Origin of the sequence: Bacillus sp. SRB_8, from assembly GCF_003264205.1 — a bacterium.
Lineage (GTDB): Bacteria > Bacillota > Bacilli > Bacillales > Bacillaceae_G > Bacillus_A > Bacillus_A mycoides.
On the sequence record NZ_NADT01000026.1, the window covers coordinates 55,554 to 73,035 of the forward strand.

Here is a 17,482-nt window from a genome sequence, read left to right on the forward strand (position 1 = left end):
AAGCCGCTTGATTATCAGACATGGCACAATTGTAAACGACACCTAATATATCAAAGACTGTATTCTTCTCATATCGATGAGATTTTCGCCCGTTTTTCTGTAGGAGGATAAACAGGAAAAGCAGGATCACTTGAGTTGGAAGCTTTTGATACAATCCGATATAGGCTTCGTGAATTTCATGGGTTTGCCCTGGTTGTAGCTGGAATGGATTTGGAAATTGTTACAGAAAAAAGACCCGCCATTCTTACAAATCTGGAAAATCGAAAATGGCTGTTTATGAAACTTTCTATATTTATACTTAAAGTTGGTGCTACTTCTTTATTGCATTAGATAGTAATGTAATTTATAATACGTTTAAATGATTAAATTCTTAAACGGAAGGTAATGTTAGCGAAATGAACTGTAATGATAAAGTAATGCATATTTTAGAAAATTTAAGACCATGTTTTCAAGGGTTGGGAGATCCAACTCGTCAGCAAATTGTATCACTTTTAATTGATAAAGATAGCTTGAATGTGACGCAAATTGCGGAGAATATTCCCATGTCAAGACCTACTGTATCTCATCATTTGAAAATATTGAAACAATCAGGGTTACTTCAAGTTCAGAAAAAAGGCACTGAAATGTATTATTGTCTTGAATTTAATGAAACAATAAATCTTTTAAAAGAACTTGTTTCTTTAGTTGAAGATGAATGTAAGAACTAGGTACTCATTTATAGTTTAGGGACACCTTTTGTCCCTTTTTTTAGCGATAATATGTTAAAAGGTTTAAGCTTTTAATCATTTAAACTTATAATCTCATACTAATTAAAATGGAGGTTTCAGATGAATAAAAAAACAGTATTAATTGTTGGTGGGTATGGAGTTGTTGGTGGTCAAATTGCTCGAATTTTACATGATCGACATCCTGATTTGGAAATTAGATTAGGAGGAAGAACCTTAGGGAAAGCGTTACCTTTTGAATCAGAGAGAGTAAAAATAGTCAAGGTAGACAACACAACAGATGATCCCTTAAGAAATTTGGATGATAATTTCACATTAGTTGTTAATGCGGTTAATGATCCTCAAGATAGACTACTCCTATCTGCAGTTCGAAAAAAAATTCCATTGGTTGACATTACTCGTTGGACTGAACGTTTTAAGAGTTCTATTGATCGATTAAAAAATGTTGAGGTGCAATCCCCTGTTGTATTAGCTTCAGGGTGGATGGGGGGGACAGCAGCCCTTTTTTCTAAAATTTATTCAAAAGATCTTCAAGAGGTTACGGTTGATATCAACGCACTATATTCTCTTCAAGACAAAGCAGGACCAAATTCAACAGCGTATATGGACCGGTTAACTATTCCGTTTGAAGTCAAAGCTCGAGAGGGAATGCGACAGGCTTATCCAATGACTAATCCAATCAAAGTCCGCTTTCCCAACGGTTATATAACCAAATGTTATCGTTTGGATACTCCCGATCACGTAACCCTGCCAGAATCAATTCATGCTGTTTCGACTAACTTTCGTATTGCTTTTGATAGTAAAATCTCTACATATGGACTGGTTTCTCTGGTGAATACAGGGATTTGGAAAATGATTAGCGGAGAAAAATTTACCAATTTACGGAAAAATATTCTCTATAAACCCGGAAGGGGAAGTGCACATAACATAGTTATTCACCTTAAAGGTTATGATGCTACTGGTGTATTGCATAGACGATGTGTGAACATATCAGATCCGTTAGGACAGACACATCTTACTGCTTTAGGAGCAGCTGTCCAAGCAGAGAATATTCTACAAACATCTGATATTGTGGTTCTGGATTCTAAAATTTACTTTCCAGAAAATCTATTAGATTTGGGTGTGAATGCATGTGCAATTTTAGACTTTTATAGAGAATATGGAGTTAATATTACGACAGAAAATATATAAAAGGTACCGTTCTATTCGTGTGACCCCTAGTACACATATGGCTATCAAGTTAAGAAATACAAATATATCCAAAAAGAGAGAATATGCATCTTCATGAGAAAATGTACATTCTCTCTTTTTGCGGTGTTATAAAATTCTTAAGTTGATGGACATGGGGTAGCACCACATCACCATCAAGCTAAGAAAAGCAAATATCTCAAAACAAAAAAATAAGCTTTTTTGTTACAAGTTAATACAAAATTTCGTTCTGGGGGTACTATAAAATATTAGCTTGATAGCAATGGGATAGCACCAACCAAACACAAATTTCGTACGCTACGACAGCGTAACGATTTTATGCTACCAGTAAAAAACTGATTAGTGAGAGCTCATAATGTGCGGGGGAGGGACACCCCCGCGAATTTAAGTTTCACTTTATAAAAAAAGTAAGGATCGACCGGTACCGCTCGTTATTGGACTATTACTTTTCCATCCATTCCTTTCAAGTAGTGGAACCGACATATTAGTTCATATGTACCGGGAGTTTCAGGTTTTACGGTAATTGTTATTTCTTTTCCTGACGGGACTTCGGCGTCAATTCCGAGTTTTTTCACCGTAAAGGTATGTTCTCTATTTCCTTTGTTTTTCAATAGCAACGTCGTCGTTTTCCCAACCGGAACAGTGATGATACTCGGATTAAAGTAATCATCATTCAATTCAACCTCAATAGGCTGTCTCACAACGTCGGATTCGGCAAATACACGGAGCGAACCTAAAGTAGTCATAACTACAATCATCGCAAGTGAAATGATTAATCCAGTTAATAGCTTTTTCACAGACATTCGTAATCCCTCCTTTCCTAAGCACTAGTGTTTTCAAATTACTAAAATATTATCAATATAAATGGGGTTTAGGCGTGGCTTAAATAGTAATTCTTTCGGCAACTCCTACTAATCAAGTACTAACTGGAATAGGATTTGGGTAAATAAAAAAAGCCTCCACTACTGTGGAAGCTTCTCCAAATGATGTGCAATATCAATATACATATCGGAATAAACCGAATGGATTTCATTACTAGGCGCAGCGTTAGAAGAGAAGTGGACGATTACCATGCTTGCTTTCGGATCGATGTAAAGAGTTTGTCCGTAACTGCCTAACACTTCGAAAGCACCTTGTTCATTGTGCGGAATCCACCATTGATTATGATAAGAAATGGAAGCACCATGACCAATTGCGAGCTCACCTTCTTGTACATTTTTCACACTTTCTGTAATAGAAAAAGGGACGATTTGTTTTCCGCTATATTGACCATTATTTAATAGTAATTGTCCGAACCTCGCCATATCTCTAGCAGTTGCATTTAAGCCAGCGCTTGCTTGTTCTACTTTTGTTTCATCTGTAACGTAATAAGCGTCTTCTTCCATACCAATGTGAGACCAAATTCGCTCGCTTACATTTTCAGCTAACGATTTCCCTGTAATCGTTCGGATAATCCAAGCGAGTGTTTCAGTTGATCCGTTATTGTAAGAAAAAGCTGAACCAGGTGGTGCAGTTTCTTCTGCTTCTAGTAACATATCATAAATTTTCATAGGACCCTCGTAATTTTTACCTCGGGGTAAAATATTACTAGCTAAATATAGTTGTGCATCTTGATTTTCTAGTCCTAGCTGCATATATCCGTGAGTAGGGTATTCAGCGGAAACTTGCATGTCCAGTAATTGCTGAAGTGTTGCTTTTCCAAACGGTGTATTTTTTAATTCTTTTATGTAAGTGTCAGCTGTTTTCTCTACATCAATAAGATTTTCTTCAGCGAGAGATTGTATGATTGCACCAGTAAACACCTTTGCTAATGATGCCATTCCATGAGGTTCACTCTCGTTATATCCATTGAAATATCGTTCATAAACAAGTTGACCATTATGTACAACGACAAAAGCATCTGTTTTGTTTTCGTCTAAAAGTTTTTTTAGAGGAGTCGTATTTCCAAATCTACGCTCCACAGCAAAATCGTCTAAGTTTTGTAACGCGGTAGGGAAGGGAGCAACTTGGTCAGGGATGTTTTTTACTTCATTTATTAAAGTGAATTCTTTCATATGTGTATACGACCAGCGTAAGTAAGGATCGTCCAACCAGTTTTCTTTTGTGACATTTGCTTTAGTGGGGGTCGTTTTATTATTTTTAAAAAAAGTAAACCCAAGCCCTGTAACTACGAATAGTAATACTAGTAACAGTAATAGCAGGGGAGATTTCTTTACATTCATATAGGTACCTCCTTTAGTTTCTATTATAAGTATACGCTCGTCTTAAAATAAATACAAAATAAGGAAAGTAAACGGGTAAGTTTACTTTCCTTATGAACGTTAAGCAGATATTTGTCCGTCTGTACTTTGTTTCTTGAATTTTTGTTTTCGTCCGTGTAATCCATAATATAGAAGTAAAGTGAACGCAACGATAATAGCTGCGATAAAATACATATTATGATAACTTGATTTGGCAGCGACTATACCTAAAATGAAAGAACCGAAGCCAATGCCACTATCAAAGAACGAGTAGTAAGTAGCTGTCGCAGAACCACGTCGATGGTTTGGAGCGGCAGAAATTGCAATCGTTTGGAAACTTGGAATTAATGTTCCGTATCCTAAACCGATTAACATACCTGCGCCAAGGAACCAAAATGAAGTTTGCGCTTGGCTTAAAATGAACATCCCAATTGTGAAAATAATAATAGCGGGATAAATAAGTACATTCTCACCGAAACGATCAAATATTTTCCCTGTAAATGGACGAGAAATGACCACAACAAGTGCGTATAAAATAAAGAAGTAACTTGCAATTTCGCTTAAACCGAGCTCTTTCGCATAAATAGGAATAAAGGATAAAATGCCACTATAAGAAAAGGCTAAAACAAATCCTGTCAGAGCGATTGGAATAGAAGATGGTTCAATTAAGTCTTTCCATTTCATTTTTTCTCGTTTTTGTTTGTTTACTGGTGCTTCATGCGGAATATTGACTAGTAATCCTAATAAAAATGCGAGTAATGAAAATACTGAACAAACGATAAATAGTACAGTAAATGAAAAATGAGAAATAATTGTTAAACCTAAAAAAGGACCAATTACCATCGGTAGACTCATAAATACGCCGTAATAAGCAAGTGCTTCGCCGCGTCTATGAGCTGGTGCTACATCAGTTACAATTGTTCCAGTTGCTGTTGTTGCCATTCCGAATCCAATACCATGTAAGAAGCGAAGGGCAAGTAATAAAAATAAACTTTGCGTACCGAAATACATAACAGTAGCGGCTAAAAATAGTGAAAGTGAAATAAATAATATTTTCTTTCTTCCTAAATCATCGAGCCATTTTCCTGTGAATGGTCTACATAAAACAGATGAAATAAGAAAAACAGTTGCAACTAAACCAATTTCCTCAGGTTTTCCTTTTAGGCTGTCTATAACATAGACAGGCAGAGTAGTCATAAGCATGTAAAATGTTAAAAAGAGAAACAGACTACTAAAACAAGTTCCGAGGAAATCCTTCGTCCAAAGTTTTTCACTTTGCATCGTCATCCCTCCATATTAATGATCTAAATTTTTGATGATTTGTTGTAACAATTGAAAAGCTTCATGTAAGTCTTCTTCTTTAATACCTTCTAGCGTCTTTTCTTCAAAGGAATCAACTTCTTCTTGCCATACTGGAATCATTTTTAGTGCAGTATCAGATAATGAAATCAACTTTTCACGGCGATCTTTTCCTTCAGTACGAATAATCCAGCCCATCGTTTCCATACGTGTTAACGTACGAGTCATCGTTGGTGATTCAACATTTAAATATTGACATAATTCTGTTTGGGTACAAGATCCAGTTTGATTAATGCGGAAAATAACAGCCCATTGCGCACTAAATAATCCTGTTGGAGATACACGTTCATTAAATTTCTTCGTAAACTTACGAGAAGTTTGACTGACAATGTGGAAAAAATGTTGTTTTTCGTCCATGTATTTTGATCCTTTCAAATTAGTTACCTAGCTAACTATATACCTTTTTATTTTACTTGTCTAGTAATAGACATGTTGTTTTATGTGGAAATTTCGTGTGGATTTTATATTGAGAACGTACATTCTACATGGTATTCTTTAATTAAGTAAAGAATTTTCTTTCTACTAAAAGAATGGGGGAACTTGTGATGATTAAGCCTGCAACAATGGAGTTTGTTTCACTATCGAACGGAGAAACGATTGCGTATCAAGAAGTTGGAAGGCAAAATGAAGAAATGCTCGTACTCATTCATGGGAATATGACATCGTCACAACACTGGGATTTAGTTATTGAAAAGTTGCAAGATCAATACCATATTTACGCTCTTGATTTAAGAGGATTTGGCCAATCAACATATAATCAATCGATAGATTCATTACAAGACTTTGCAAGAGATGTAAAACTATTTATCGATCAATTAAAACTAGAAAAATTTTCATTAATGGGCTGGTCAATGGGCGGTGGTGTTGCGATGCAATTTACAGCGAATCATCCAACATTTGTCGAAAAGTTGATTTTAGTAGAATCAGTGGGAATGAAGGGATATCCAATTTTTAAAAAAGATATTAACGGGCAACCGATCGTATCAAGTTTAGTAAAGACGAAAGACGAAATCGCACAAGATCCCGTACAAATTGCTCCAGTGCTAGATGCGATAAAAAATATGAATAAATTATATTACCGTACAGTATGGAATCTATTAATATATACACATAATCAACCTGAACCGGATCGTTATGAAAAGTATTTAGATGATATGTTAACGCAACGTAATTTCGTAGATGTGAATTATGCGCTCATTACATTTAATATTTCGGATGAACATAACGGGGTTGTAGAGGGAAATAAGCAAATTCATCATATTAAAGCTCCAACACTCGTCATACAAGGTGACAGAGATTACGTCGTACCGCAAGTAGTCGGTGAGGAATTAGCAAAACATTTGCCAAATGCAGAGTTGAAGATATTAGAAGATTGCGGACACTCACCGTTTATAGATTGTTTAGATGTATTTATAAAACATGTAGAGGATTGGTTAGACAATAAATAATTCCCGAAATATAAAACTTGCATATACTATAGCATTTGTATGTATAAGGGGAGAGAGTCAATGCATAATCCATTTTTAATATATCATTCTCCATATAATGATCATCAATATATAAAAATGATTATAAATCCGATGTATATGCAAGTTTCACCAGCTGTAGTTCCTTTGCAAGTGCAGCAATCAATGGTCCATACACATCCGATTTTATTTGGGCCTTCATTTTATGAAAATCCATATTTTAAGCATTTTCATTACAATGTGAAAGCGCAAGTATGGGAAGGATAAGAAGCTAAAAGGTTCATTCTTTTAGCTTCTTTTTTATTATGAATATTCGTACACGCATTTGAAGAAACAGTTTATAATGAAAAGTGGAAAGCGTGAGAAGGAGAGGGAAAGGGATGTCGATGCGTTTTACTTTTTGGATTATGGTTGGAATTGTAGCAATCTCAGGTTTGTCACAAGGAATGCTTTTACCTGCCATTGCAATGATTTTTGAACAAGAAGGGGTTAGTTCAAGTATTAACGGTATTCATGCGACGGCATTATATATTGGGATATTAGTTATTTCACCGTTTCTTGAAAAATCGATGCAAAAGTTTGGAATGAAGCCAATTATCGTTATTGGTGGGTTTCTCGTTATTATTTCATTATTCTTTTTTACACAAACTTTTTCATTTTGGGTATGGTTCGTTCTTAGATTTCTAGTTGGAGTCGGAGATCATATGCTTCATGTCGGAACACAAACATGGATTACGACAACATCAGACCCGAGTAAAATAGGTAGACAAATATCGATATACGGTGTATTCTTCGGAATTGGTTTCGCAGTTGGCCCGTATTTAGCAAGCACTGTTCAGTACGGTCTTGCAACACCATTTATCGTATCTACTATACTTTGCTTAATAGGATGGCTTTTACTACTACCAACGAAAAATGCATTTCCAGCACAAGATGAGGCAAAAACTGAAAGTGAATCATCCTTTTCTCGTTATAAACAAGTCGTTGGATTAGCTTGGATTGCGCTAATTGGTCCGCTCGCATACGGTGTACTTGAAGCGATGTTAAATAGTAACTTACCAGTATACGCGCTTCGTAAAGGATGGTCTGTATCGGAAGTTTCCTTCTTATTACCAGCATTCGCAGTTGGAGGTATTATTACACAAATCCCGCTCGGTATATTAAGTGATAAATACGGAAGAGACCGTATTTTAACGTGGACGTTCAGTGTAAGTACGGGCATTTTCCTACTTGCAGCAGTATTTGATCAATATTACTGGATCGTCTTTGCATGTATGCTTATAGCAGGTATGGTCATTGGCTCGTGCTTCTCACTAGGGCTTGGATTTATGACAGATTTATTACCGAGACACTTACTACCAGCGGGTAATATATTATCCGGAATCGCCTTTAGTATAGGAAGTATTATGGGACCTGTATTAGGAGGCGTATTTATAGAAAAAATACAGTATACAAGCTTTTTTATTGCGGTTATGATTATAATGGGAATTCTCGCAATGGTATATATGGTCTACATGAAGAATCAATTCGCATCAAGAAAAATAGAAAGTAGGTTAGGGCATGACAAAACAACCTAATAAAAAGAAATTTGAAGTACTCGAAAACGAAACAATTACAGACTGCTTAGCGCGTATGGAACAAGAAGGATATGCACCGTCTCGTCGCATGGAAGAACCAATCTTTCATGAAGTGAAGAAAAACGGAAAAACAGAAGTTGAACCATGCGGTAGAAAAATTGTTTTTGAGGGGAAATTGAAGTAATCAAATAACAGATTTTCTTTTTGATACAGAACAAGCCATCCAATTCATCCTCTATGAATTGGATGGCTTGTTTTTTTACACTTGATCAGTGAAGGAAAATATATTTTCTGGGAAGAACGAAAAGACATGCCCAATTCTTCTAAATCCTGTTTTCTAGACTGTAGCTTCATGTAGAAAACTTTGCAACAGAGCCTTTATTTATTGTTTTTGCTAAAACTTATGTACAATTCACAGTTCGAAACAACACATATAAAATGCCACTTCCTTTTTCATTTCTCCTAATTGGCTTCTTTATATGGATCGCAGAAAATATTGCTACTTTTTTCGTATATTGATAAAATAAGTTCTTGGGTCTTACTTGTTGTTATCAGTATAATGATTGTCGCTCAACTTAAAGAAATTAGTTACACAGATTTCGCACTATCTAAAGAGGGGACGGCAGCGATTCCCTCTTTTTGGAGCCACTCACAAACGTAAAGCAAGAGAGGAGGCTATATGAACTATTCTCCTCTCTTGTTTAGATTAACCAGCTACTACAATTGGAACAGGTATATCAAGTTCAATATCTGGAGGATGTTGATTGGAACCTAGTCGACATCCTGGTGGATAATGTTTTTCTAGCAATCTATCAATTCTGATGGAATCGATAGATTGTTAGGAAGTGGAAAAAAATATCCGTATATTCCGAAGCAGATGTAACAGAGTGTCCTTCCATAATTAAGTGTAAAACCAAAATACGTTGTTTTAAAAAGTTATTTGTTAGAACTGGTTATAAGTAATAAAACAGAAAAGAGGATTACATGTTACATAATTTACAGAGAAGTAAAAGAATTTTTTTATTATGTCTTATTTTTTTAGTGCTTTTAACCGCTTGTGGTAATACGGATGTTAAGGCATCTAAAGCTTCATTACCACCGGCTCAATCAAATATAGATAAATCCTTAAAAGCACCAAATTGGGTAGATAAAAGTCCTATTCAACAATCTCCTAATTTTACGGAAGATAAAAAAGTAAAATCGGTTGTGAATTTAATAGCAACGGGTGATAATTTATACCATGACGCAGTAATTAAAGATGGCAAACAAAAAGACGGTTCATATGATTATAACTATATTTATGAAAATATCAAAAAAGCTGTTAAATCAAGTGATCTTGCTATAGTGAACCAGGAGACCCCGATTGCAGGAAATAATTTAAAAGTACAGGGATATCCTACTTTCAATACACCTGAAGAAGTAGGTCAATCTTTAGTGGATACTGGATTCAATATAGTGACTCAAGCGACAAATCACGCTATGGATATGGGTATTAAAGGTGTTGCGAATACAAGAGAATACTGGAAGAAATATCCGGATGTTATCCCGGTAGGCATTAATGAGAGTCAAAACGAGCGCAATGAAATAAAAACGATTACAAAAAATGGGATTCGTTTTGCATTACTTAATTATACATATGGTACGAATGGAATTAAAATTCCAGCTGATAAGTCTTGGGCATTAAATTTAATTGATAAAAAAGCGATACAAAATGATGTGGAAAAGGCAAAGAGTAGTTCTGATATGGTGATTGTTATGGTGCATTGGGGAGTTGAATATACCTCTACACCTTCAAAACAACAAAAAGAAGTTGCTCAATATTTAACAGATTTAGGTGTAGATGTAGTAATTGGAAATCATCCACATGTAATTCAACCAATTGAGTGGAAACAAAATAAAGATGGACATCAAACGCTAATCTATTATTCTCTTGGAAATCTTATTTCTGCTCAAGAAAAATTAGAAACATTGGTTGGAGGATTATCTTATATACAATTTGTTAAGTATGAAGATAAAACTTTTGGTATACGACAAGCGGCACTCGTACCGACAGTAACCGACTATGCTGATGGTAAGAAACAATTTAAAATTCAATTTTTAAAAGATTATTCGGATGAAAATTCTAAAAATCATGGGATTAAAAAATTTGTAGGTCCCGTTTCTTTGAAGGATTTCAAGGATATTCCTAGAGATGTGTTGGGAAATTGGTATAAAGACTAATAAACAAAAAGGGAATGAGATACAATTAAAAAATTTATAATTTTAGCATTGGTATTGACATTGGGATGGAGCCTTGCTGCTTGTAGTGGAAAACAAACATCTCAGGAAACTACTAATAATAACGATAAAAATAAAAATGAGATAAATGCGAATAAAAAAGATGTTTTACCTATCTCTGATCTTAATGATTGGAGAATTATTCTTGTAAATAGAGAACATATGTTATCAAAGGAACTAGGGATTGAATTAACAAGTATCACTCAAAATGCTAAGCCAAATATGAAAATCGATAGCAGAATTGCAACTTCCTATCAGGATATGGTAACAGCTGCAAAAAAAGAGGGAATCAATCTTTATTTAAGATCAGGTTATCGAGCTATAAAATTACAACAAACTTATTATGATGCTTCAGTTAAAAGCTATAAATCTCAAGGTTTGTCGGATAAAGAGGCTAGTGCTAAGGCATTGGAATATCTTCAGTATCCTGGTGCAAGTGAACATCACACTGGATTAGCATTAGACATTATTTCAGTTGAATGGCAGAATACTGTAGAAGATTTAAATGCAAAATTTGAAACGACTGATGCATTCAAATGGTTAAATAAGAATGCTGCAGAGTATGGGTTTATTCTCCGCTATCCAAAAGATAAAGAGAATATTACTGGCATTAAGTATGAGCCATGGCATTATCGTTATGTAGGAAAAGAAGTTGCTGTTTATCTAAAAGAAAAAGGATTAACTTTAGAAGAGTATTGCGAAAAAATTAATCCTAGCAAGTAAAAATACAATTTGCTTCTATTAAAAAGCCAGTGGACATATTTCCTTTCCTCAAAGGAAAAAATTATGTACTGCTACGGGAAAAGGCGGATCTAGAGGATGTGTGAACCTTCCTTCTAGTATTGCGAATACTGTGTATAATAATTTAAGCACGTATGAACCGGTTATCGTGTACTAGTAAATAGCAACTTCGTGTGAAGCGATGTATGTATGAAGAACTTAAATGTATAAAAGAAGCAGTGAAAAAGGATCTGATATTCATATCAGATCCTTTTTCATTCGTAACATAGAATAGTTGATTACTGTATCTGCTTAACTAAGCTTTAGAGACTGCCTGCTTTCGAGATGTTACAACATTAACCTCGCCATTTTTTTTGTTTTGGATGGTCGCTTTTCTTAGCTTACTAGATATGTGGAGGTAGCCGGAACACTGCGCTTGACAGTGTTTTTTTATTATTTCTGCACATAAATATATAGTCATATTGATCCCAGTTTCATTTTATTGAAGAAAAGTGCGACAGCTTTTTATCCCGCTATTTGAGGGCAGTAAAACTCCCACCTCAAAATTCAGCAGGAGATGAACAAAACCCCCACTGATTAAAGTTTCACTTTATAAAATATGGAAATGTTAAAATCCCTTTGATAGAATAGCAATATGCAAAAATAATTATTTATAAATTCTCAATGTAATGAATATTCATGTTTAAATATACGAATTTAACTACATAGTTATTGTAATAAAAAGGGAGAAAGATGTTAGATGAATTATATAATGCTTTTTTAAATGCATCGGGTTTTACAGAAAGCGCGAGGAAACGAGATCAGTATGATAAATTACATGATTATTTAAAAGATCAAGAAAGAGAGTTAAAACGATTCATTCAAGATGCTGAATCAGCGAAGAGAGATTATGAGAGTAAAAGTAATGGCTTAGAAGCTAATAAAATTCCGGCAGTTGAATTTGAACAAAAACGTCATGAAAAGGATGAAGACTTAAATACAGTATTATCCTATTTTAAAAGTGCATTAAGCGATGTTGGATCTGCGATAGGTACAGCTTATGCAAAGTATTTGGAATATAAAGCGAAAGCAGAAGCGGAGAAAGCGTCCGCATACAATGCAGCGACCAAGGCTTTTGAAGAAAAGAAAAAGGAAATTGAAAATCTTATCCATTAAGCATACAAAGAATGGGGGAATCAACATGAGTGGTAAAGAGGTTGAAATTATAGGAAGTAACACTGCAAGTGCCATTTCTTACGCGCAAAATATTGAAAATGGTATGAAGGATTCTTTAAACGAAGCGAAAAACTTAAAAGCATATGTTACATGTGCGAACTGGAATTGAATATATTTGTAGTACTTTTACAAATTTAATAAATTCGTTGTATTTTAATGAAAATGAATGAGTTGGAGGTTGATGAATTATGAATCTTAGTTTTGAATATACTTTTAAACAAATTAAAATAGAAGATATAGAGAGTTTTGAAAAAAATAATGGATTAAAATTACCAGATGATTATAAGAGTTTTTTATTAAAGGATAATGGTGGTAAATCTAATAGAAGGAGATTTAGTACGAAAGATGATGTGGTTACGTCATCAATTATGATGTTCTTTCCACTATCAGAGGAAACAGAAAATAATCTGCAAAATTCTTTAAATTATTATATCAAGGGGAATAAATTACCCTCTAAATTTATTCCGATAGGGAAAGACCCGGCTGATAACATTATATGCATATCAATCCATGGTAGCGATATAGGTAGTGTGTACCACTGCCATACATACCATATAGATGATGAAGGAGAATTAGAATCAAAATTTATTAGAAAAATAGCTTCTAGTTTCACAGAATTTGTTAATGAACTTTCTGAAAAATAGAATTGCATTATTAGCAAGTAAATATGTAAAATATCCAAATCAACTAGCTTTGGTTGGACTATTGAAAAAAAGAATAGTGATGGATTAATGTTACATATAAAACATATGAATTTAAAGCACTTGATTGTCTACGAAAGGCAACAAGTGCTTTTTTAATAGATAGGCATGCTATAAATTAAGGCTAACAGAAATTACTAGTATTATATAATTGAAAATACATTAGCAAAAGGTGTGGACTCCGTATCCCCATTCGTTAAAGGTGTAGAAATACTGCCAGATGGAAGTGTCGTTAGAACTAGAACGAACTATAGCGGGAAATTCCAAGAAGCCCATGATGCCTCTAAGGCGAGTATTCAGAGTAGGATCTCGAATTTGGAGAGTGGTGGGGTTAAGGGTACGGGTGAAGAAGCTACTAGACTTATTCCAGGTACCCCTGGAAAGGTTACAGGAGGTAGTTCTACAAAATTAGGGCAAAATATATTGGAATCCATGGGGCTTCCACGTTCTGCATCACGGAAAGGATATCAGGCGCAAAATATAATACCTAAAAACTTAAGAAATCATCCGGTATTAAAGAAAATTGGAATGGATATGGATCATGCTGATAACGGGATATTTTTACCGATACCAGCAAAAGATCCAAGTGCTTTGTCTAGGCATAGAGGATTTCATAGTGTATATAATAATGTGGTTAAAGATCAGTTAGATAAATTAAATATCAATCAAAGTATTAAGGAGTTGGAACAACAAGTGTTTGAATTGCAACAAAAATTAAAAAAAGGTACAGAAAGTGGCTTGCCATTATACAAATCAAAGGTATTAGAAATTGGTATTGAGAAGTTTTACAAAACAAAATTAAATGAAGAAATAAAGATTTGGAAAAGAGGTGGCGGTGCTACTGAAGAACTTTGGGAAAGGTGGATAAATAAATGAAGTACGGAAAAAACACTCAATTAGTCGAAGAGGTTATTAATTTTATTACAAATTTACAACTTTTTCATAATGAAAACCTTCTAAATCGTGATGTTGTTATGGTTAATGAGTATGAAAGAGCACAAGAATTGGCATGGTCTCAAGATTTGGATGAGGTTGAAAACGTTTGGGAAGATATTAAATCCTCAGAAGGTGGGGAAATAATAGGACAATTATATGAGCATGATTTAAACTCTATGGAGCGTACTATAAGGGAGATTATTCAATCATCCGAGAACTATCCAGGTGATTTTGTATTACAATATATTGATATTTTTGAAGAAATAATTGGAGATTTACATATGTGTGCACTAAATCGTTTAGTAAATGGAAAAGTTGATAATTTTTATGAAAGAATCTTTGAGGTTTATAAGCTTGGGGGATGGCCTTGTGGATGGGAAGGTGGATATCCAGAAGGGAGAATAATTGTATATTCACCAGATAAAAAATAAAGTATATTTGTGGTGGAAAGAAAAACAATAAGTGGTTTAAAAGTAGAGACCCATGATGGTTGTACCATCATAGAGTACTACGTGCAATGATAGAATAGAAAACGAAGTACGAGCTTAGGCGAGATGACATTTTACTGGGGCATGAATATAAAAACACATGGAATGGACATAAAACTAACGAAAACGTACAAACTCATAAGTTTTAACGTTGTAGTTGTCATGACATACAAAGGTGTCCTACTGTTATTATAAAACTGACAAATTTAATGTTACTTAAAAACAGATGAACTTAAAGCCACTTGATTGTCAACTAAAAGCAACAAGTGCTTTTTTACGTTTTAGCGTAGAAATTTAATAGAAAACTATAATTTTATTATGTAAACATTTTTTCTGTTTTTTTACATAGTGTATACAACTAACGAGGAGATAAATATTCACTATTACTTTCATTCCTGTTATAAAAAATTCTACAATAGAAGACAGAACGTATATTTGGTATAATCAAAACATACTATATGAAATGATGTATATGAGTTTGAAATTCATGTAATAAGGTAAGTACTACATAACAATAACTAATATTTAAAGTTCTCGTACCTATAGGATTGAGTTCATGTTATACAAATCAGTTGTTAGAAAGGAAAAGATGTAATGAATCAAATTTCATTTGAAGATTTATTTGAAGAAGAAAAAGAAAAAGTGGAGGTAGCTGAGATCCCAGCACCTTTATCGCCCTTGCAAAAAGATATTTTGGGATTATTTAATTCTGAAGAAATAAGTGCACTTGAGCTATGCGAACAATTAATACGATCTGGTAAAATATCAGATGAGAGATTTACAACGAATAAGCCTAAAGCCTTTGGACAAGTATGCTTAATATTAGAAGGGTTTGTTACAGAAGGAAAGCTTACTTTTATCAAAAATGATGAGAAAAGAGATAGGGTATATAAATTGATAGAAGAAGTATGAGATGTATAGAGGGAAATGAATGATTGGTTCCCTTTAACTTTTAGTCCCGTTAGTCTAGTAATGTCCACAAAAAAGGTGTCAATCTTTCCTAGATTGACACCTTCATACTTTTAACACCTTACATATTTACGTTTGAAACGAAGTCTTCCTCTATCAAGTTCTTTCTGAATACTTTCGGAAGCATTTAGTAAACTGCTTTTTTTCTTATCACGTTTTACTTCAACTATACCAACTTCTTTTGCAGTCTCGACTGCTTTTTCGTGTAGTGGTACATATGAAATTGCCACAGTGTTTAGAAAATTATTCCCCTTTTATTTATGATGATCGCCGTAAGGTCATTGCCCAAAATAAAAGAGCACAAGCACTAACGGATGCACCTAATATACAAACTCCGTTCCATCCGTAGCTTGCATAAATGTTTGTGGAAAGAATTGCACCTGTTGCACTGCCGATAGAATAAAAAATCATGTAACTGGCAGTGAGGCGACTTCTCGCTTCTGGACGCACTGTGAAAAGCATACTTTGATTGGTGACATGTACAGCTTGCACAGCTAAATCTAAAAGGATAACACCGATAGCTAGTAGGAATAGAGAATGGTTCATTAATTTAATTAGGAGCCATGAAAGTAATAATAAGGATAAGGCTATGCCAGTAGTTCTCTCTCCGAATCCGCGATCAGCAAGTTGTCCGGCTTTAGTGGCAGCTAATGCACCAGTAACTCCAGCAAGACCAAATGCTCCGATAGCTGTATGGGATAGATTATATGGTGCAACACTTAGAGGTAAAACTAATGAAGTCCATAAAATGCTGAATGAAGTAAAAATAAGCAATGCTAATATTCCGCGAATACGTAAGATCCTTTCTTCTACAAATAATAAGAGAACAGAACGTAATAATTTACGATAGGTCATAGCTGTTTTTTTATGTTTAAGATTAGGTAAATTACGATATAACAAACCAATTACGAAGAGCATAAGTACAGCAGAGGTAAGATAAACGGAACGCCATCCCGCTAGATCTGTTAATGTTCCGGCAAATGTACGTGCAAGTAGAATTCCTATTACGACACCACTCGTGACGAAACCTACTATTCGCCCACGGTCTTTTGGATTAGCTAAAATGGATGCGTAAGCGACGAGTGTCTGCGTAACGGTCGCAAGAATTCCGACTAAGGCCATACCTATAAAAAGTACGGTACTTGAAGGAGCGACTCCGACCACAATTAAAGCGAAAACGGATAAAAGCATTTGAACAATGATAAGTCTTTTTTGGTTTAACAAATCACCAAGTGGAACTAATAAAAGTAATCCGAGTGCATAACAAACTTGAGTAATCGTAATAACGACACCAATAGTTGAATGGTTGATCTTAAACGCATTTGATAAAGAATCAAGTAGAGGATGGGCGAAGTATATATTCGCCACAGCCATCCCGCAAGCTATTGAAAATAATAGAGTTATATAGCGGGGCATGATTGTATTGATAGGTGATTGGAACTGATCATTATTCTGTGTAAGAGCAGTTGTCATTTTTTCTTTAGCATCCATAATATCATCTCCTTTTGTTTTTAAAATAATGTACCGAACGGTATGTTATTTCGTAAGTCAAATATAATCAGGGATAAGTTGCTATGTC

Annotated in this window: 19 protein-coding genes and 3 pseudogenes; 16 read left to right on the top strand and 6 right to left on the bottom strand. The window is 34.5% G+C overall.

Annotated elements, in window-relative coordinates; genetic code table 11:
• The first annotated feature begins 135 nt into the window (after positions 1 to 135).
• From B5P40_RS21955 to B5P40_RS21965, 3 genes are all read left to right on the top strand, one after another.
• Entirely contained in the window at positions 136 to 330 is a 195-nt protein-coding gene (locus B5P40_RS21955; RefSeq protein WP_002128171.1) for a hypothetical protein, read from the top strand.
• A 65-nt stretch (positions 331 to 395) separates the two neighbouring features.
• A complete protein-coding gene (locus B5P40_RS21960; RefSeq protein ID WP_002013825.1) occupies positions 396 to 707 on the top strand; it encodes an ArsR/SmtB family transcription factor in 312 nt (103 codons plus the stop codon).
• Between the two features lie 120 nt (positions 708 to 827).
• On the top strand, positions 828 to 1,916 hold the full coding sequence (locus tag B5P40_RS21965) for a saccharopine dehydrogenase NADP-binding domain-containing protein (protein ID WP_002013823.1): 1,089 nt from the start codon (positions 828 to 830) through the stop codon (positions 1,914 to 1,916).
• 449 nt (positions 1,917 to 2,365) lie between these two features.
• Here B5P40_RS21965 and B5P40_RS21970 read toward each other — a convergent pair whose 3' ends face one another.
• From B5P40_RS21970 to B5P40_RS21985, 4 genes are all read right to left on the bottom strand, one after another.
• Complete coding sequence (locus B5P40_RS21970; protein ID WP_002084529.1) at positions 2,366 to 2,737, bottom strand: cupredoxin domain-containing protein; 372 nt, start codon at positions 2,735 to 2,737, stop codon at positions 2,366 to 2,368.
• A gap of 159 nt (positions 2,738 to 2,896) precedes the next feature.
• Positions 2,897 to 4,156 carry a serine hydrolase domain-containing protein gene (locus B5P40_RS21975; protein WP_113709866.1) on the bottom strand — a complete coding sequence of 420 codons (1,260 nt, stop codon included), beginning with the start codon at positions 4,154 to 4,156 and terminating at the stop codon, positions 2,897 to 2,899.
• A 99-nt stretch (positions 4,157 to 4,255) separates the two neighbouring features.
• Positions 4,256 to 5,455 carry an MFS transporter gene (locus B5P40_RS21980; RefSeq protein WP_002128166.1) on the bottom strand — a complete coding sequence of 400 codons (1,200 nt, stop codon included), beginning with the start codon at positions 5,453 to 5,455 and terminating at the stop codon, positions 4,256 to 4,258.
• A gap of 15 nt (positions 5,456 to 5,470) precedes the next feature.
• The gene (locus B5P40_RS21985; protein ID WP_002033056.1) at positions 5,471 to 5,890 is read right to left on the bottom strand and encodes a MarR family winged helix-turn-helix transcriptional regulator; all 420 of its coding nucleotides are present in this window, start codon (positions 5,888 to 5,890) and stop codon (positions 5,471 to 5,473) included.
• Positions 5,891 to 6,063: 173 nt separating this feature from the next.
• On the opposite strand from B5P40_RS21985, the gene phaZ reads away from it, so the two are divergent.
• The 13 genes and pseudogenes from phaZ (at position 6,064) to B5P40_RS22055 (ending at position 15,846) form a co-directional block, all read left to right on the top strand.
• On the top strand, positions 6,064 to 6,981 hold the full coding sequence (gene phaZ / locus B5P40_RS21990; RefSeq protein ID WP_113709867.1) for an intracellular short-chain-length polyhydroxyalkanoate depolymerase: 918 nt from the start codon (positions 6,064 to 6,066) through the stop codon (positions 6,979 to 6,981).
• Between the two features lie 60 nt (positions 6,982 to 7,041).
• Positions 7,042 to 7,266: a hypothetical protein gene (locus B5P40_RS21995; protein ID WP_002013808.1), complete on the top strand. Its 225-nt coding sequence runs from the start codon at positions 7,042 to 7,044 to the stop codon at positions 7,264 to 7,266.
• Positions 7,267 to 7,379: 113 nt separating this feature from the next.
• Positions 7,380 to 8,576, top strand: coding sequence for an MFS transporter (locus tag B5P40_RS22000; protein WP_113709868.1), 1,197 nt, complete (start codon positions 7,380 to 7,382; stop codon positions 8,574 to 8,576).
• Positions 8,560 to 8,760, top strand: coding sequence for an NETI motif-containing protein (locus B5P40_RS22005; RefSeq protein WP_000166305.1), 201 nt, complete (start codon positions 8,560 to 8,562; stop codon positions 8,758 to 8,760). Before B5P40_RS22000 ends, B5P40_RS22005 begins: the two co-directional genes overlap by 17 nt.
• A gap of 194 nt (positions 8,761 to 8,954) precedes the next feature.
• Positions 8,955 to 9,237, top strand: a pseudogene (locus B5P40_RS22010) (DUF817 family protein); the annotation flags it as partial.
• A 323-nt stretch (positions 9,238 to 9,560) separates the two neighbouring features.
• Entirely contained in the window at positions 9,561 to 10,796 is a 1,236-nt protein-coding gene (locus B5P40_RS22015; protein ID WP_113709869.1) for a CapA family protein, read from the top strand.
• A 48-nt stretch (positions 10,797 to 10,844) separates the two neighbouring features.
• Positions 10,845 to 11,576, top strand: coding sequence for a M15 family metallopeptidase (locus tag B5P40_RS22020; protein WP_113709870.1), 732 nt, complete (start codon positions 10,845 to 10,847; stop codon positions 11,574 to 11,576).
• Positions 11,577 to 12,326: 750 nt separating this feature from the next.
• Complete coding sequence (locus B5P40_RS22025; protein ID WP_002033061.1) at positions 12,327 to 12,749, top strand: hypothetical protein; 423 nt, start codon at positions 12,327 to 12,329, stop codon at positions 12,747 to 12,749.
• Positions 12,750 to 12,774: 25 nt separating this feature from the next.
• A pseudogene (locus tag B5P40_RS32915) lies at positions 12,775 to 12,915 on the top strand (WXG100 family type VII secretion target); the annotation flags it as partial.
• An 82-nt stretch (positions 12,916 to 12,997) separates the two neighbouring features.
• Positions 12,998 to 13,453, top strand: a complete 456-nt coding sequence (locus tag B5P40_RS22035; RefSeq protein WP_002033063.1) for an SMI1/KNR4 family protein — start codon at positions 12,998 to 13,000, stop codon at positions 13,451 to 13,453.
• Between the two features lie 231 nt (positions 13,454 to 13,684).
• The gene (locus B5P40_RS22040) at positions 13,685 to 14,386 is read left to right on the top strand and encodes an AHH domain-containing protein (protein ID WP_078185773.1); all 702 of its coding nucleotides are present in this window, start codon (positions 13,685 to 13,687) and stop codon (positions 14,384 to 14,386) included.
• Entirely contained in the window at positions 14,383 to 14,877 is a 495-nt protein-coding gene (locus B5P40_RS22045) for a cytoplasmic protein (RefSeq protein ID WP_113709871.1), read from the top strand. Before B5P40_RS22040 ends, B5P40_RS22045 begins: the two co-directional genes overlap by 4 nt.
• A gap of 651 nt (positions 14,878 to 15,528) precedes the next feature.
• Positions 15,529 to 15,846 carry a DUF3895 domain-containing protein gene (locus B5P40_RS22055; protein ID WP_016091764.1) on the top strand — a complete coding sequence of 106 codons (318 nt, stop codon included), beginning with the start codon at positions 15,529 to 15,531 and terminating at the stop codon, positions 15,844 to 15,846.
• Between the two features lie 110 nt (positions 15,847 to 15,956).
• Here the strand turns inward: B5P40_RS22055 and B5P40_RS22060 are convergent.
• A pseudogene (locus tag B5P40_RS22060) lies at positions 15,957 to 16,151 on the bottom strand (DNA alkylation repair protein); the annotation flags it as partial.
• A 10-nt stretch (positions 16,152 to 16,161) separates the two neighbouring features.
• Complete coding sequence (locus tag B5P40_RS22065; protein ID WP_113709872.1) at positions 16,162 to 17,394, bottom strand: MFS transporter; 1,233 nt, start codon at positions 17,392 to 17,394, stop codon at positions 16,162 to 16,164.
• Between the last annotated feature and the right edge of the window lie 88 nt (positions 17,395 to 17,482).

Bases quoted from the DNA above. Each gene is read 5' to 3' on its own strand.
- B5P40_RS21960 (WP_002013825.1), top strand. From the start codon at position 396: ATGAACTGTAATGATAAAGTAATGCATATTTTAGAAAATTTAAGACCA.
- B5P40_RS21965 (WP_002013823.1), top strand. From the start codon at position 828: ATGAATAAAAAAACAGTATTAATTGTTGGTGGGTATGGAGTTGTTGGT.
- B5P40_RS21970 (WP_002084529.1), bottom strand. From the start codon at position 2,737: ATGTCTGTGAAAAAGCTATTAACTGGATTAATCATTTCACTTGCGATG.
- B5P40_RS21975 (WP_113709866.1), bottom strand. From the start codon at position 4,156: ATGAATGTAAAGAAATCTCCCCTGCTATTACTGTTACTAGTATTACTA.
- B5P40_RS21980 (WP_002128166.1), bottom strand. From the start codon at position 5,455: ATGCAAAGTGAAAAACTTTGGACGAAGGATTTCCTCGGAACTTGTTTT.
- B5P40_RS21985 (WP_002033056.1), bottom strand. From the start codon at position 5,890: ATGGACGAAAAACAACATTTTTTCCACATTGTCAGTCAAACTTCTCGT.
- phaZ (WP_113709867.1), top strand. From the start codon at position 6,064: ATGGGGGAACTTGTGATGATTAAGCCTGCAACAATGGAGTTTGTTTCA.
- B5P40_RS21995 (WP_002013808.1), top strand. From the start codon at position 7,042: ATGCATAATCCATTTTTAATATATCATTCTCCATATAATGATCATCAA.
- B5P40_RS22000 (WP_113709868.1), top strand. From the start codon at position 7,380: ATGTCGATGCGTTTTACTTTTTGGATTATGGTTGGAATTGTAGCAATC.
- B5P40_RS22005 (WP_000166305.1), top strand. From the start codon at position 8,560: ATGACAAAACAACCTAATAAAAAGAAATTTGAAGTACTCGAAAACGAA.
- B5P40_RS22015 (WP_113709869.1), top strand. From the start codon at position 9,561: ATGTTACATAATTTACAGAGAAGTAAAAGAATTTTTTTATTATGTCTT.
- B5P40_RS22025 (WP_002033061.1), top strand. From the start codon at position 12,327: ATGTTAGATGAATTATATAATGCTTTTTTAAATGCATCGGGTTTTACA.
- B5P40_RS22035 (WP_002033063.1), top strand. From the start codon at position 12,998: ATGAATCTTAGTTTTGAATATACTTTTAAACAAATTAAAATAGAAGAT.
- B5P40_RS22045 (WP_113709871.1), top strand. From the start codon at position 14,383: ATGAAGTACGGAAAAAACACTCAATTAGTCGAAGAGGTTATTAATTTT.
- B5P40_RS22055 (WP_016091764.1), top strand. From the start codon at position 15,529: ATGAATCAAATTTCATTTGAAGATTTATTTGAAGAAGAAAAAGAAAAA.
- B5P40_RS22065 (WP_113709872.1), bottom strand. From the start codon at position 17,394: ATGGATGCTAAAGAAAAAATGACAACTGCTCTTACACAGAATAATGAT.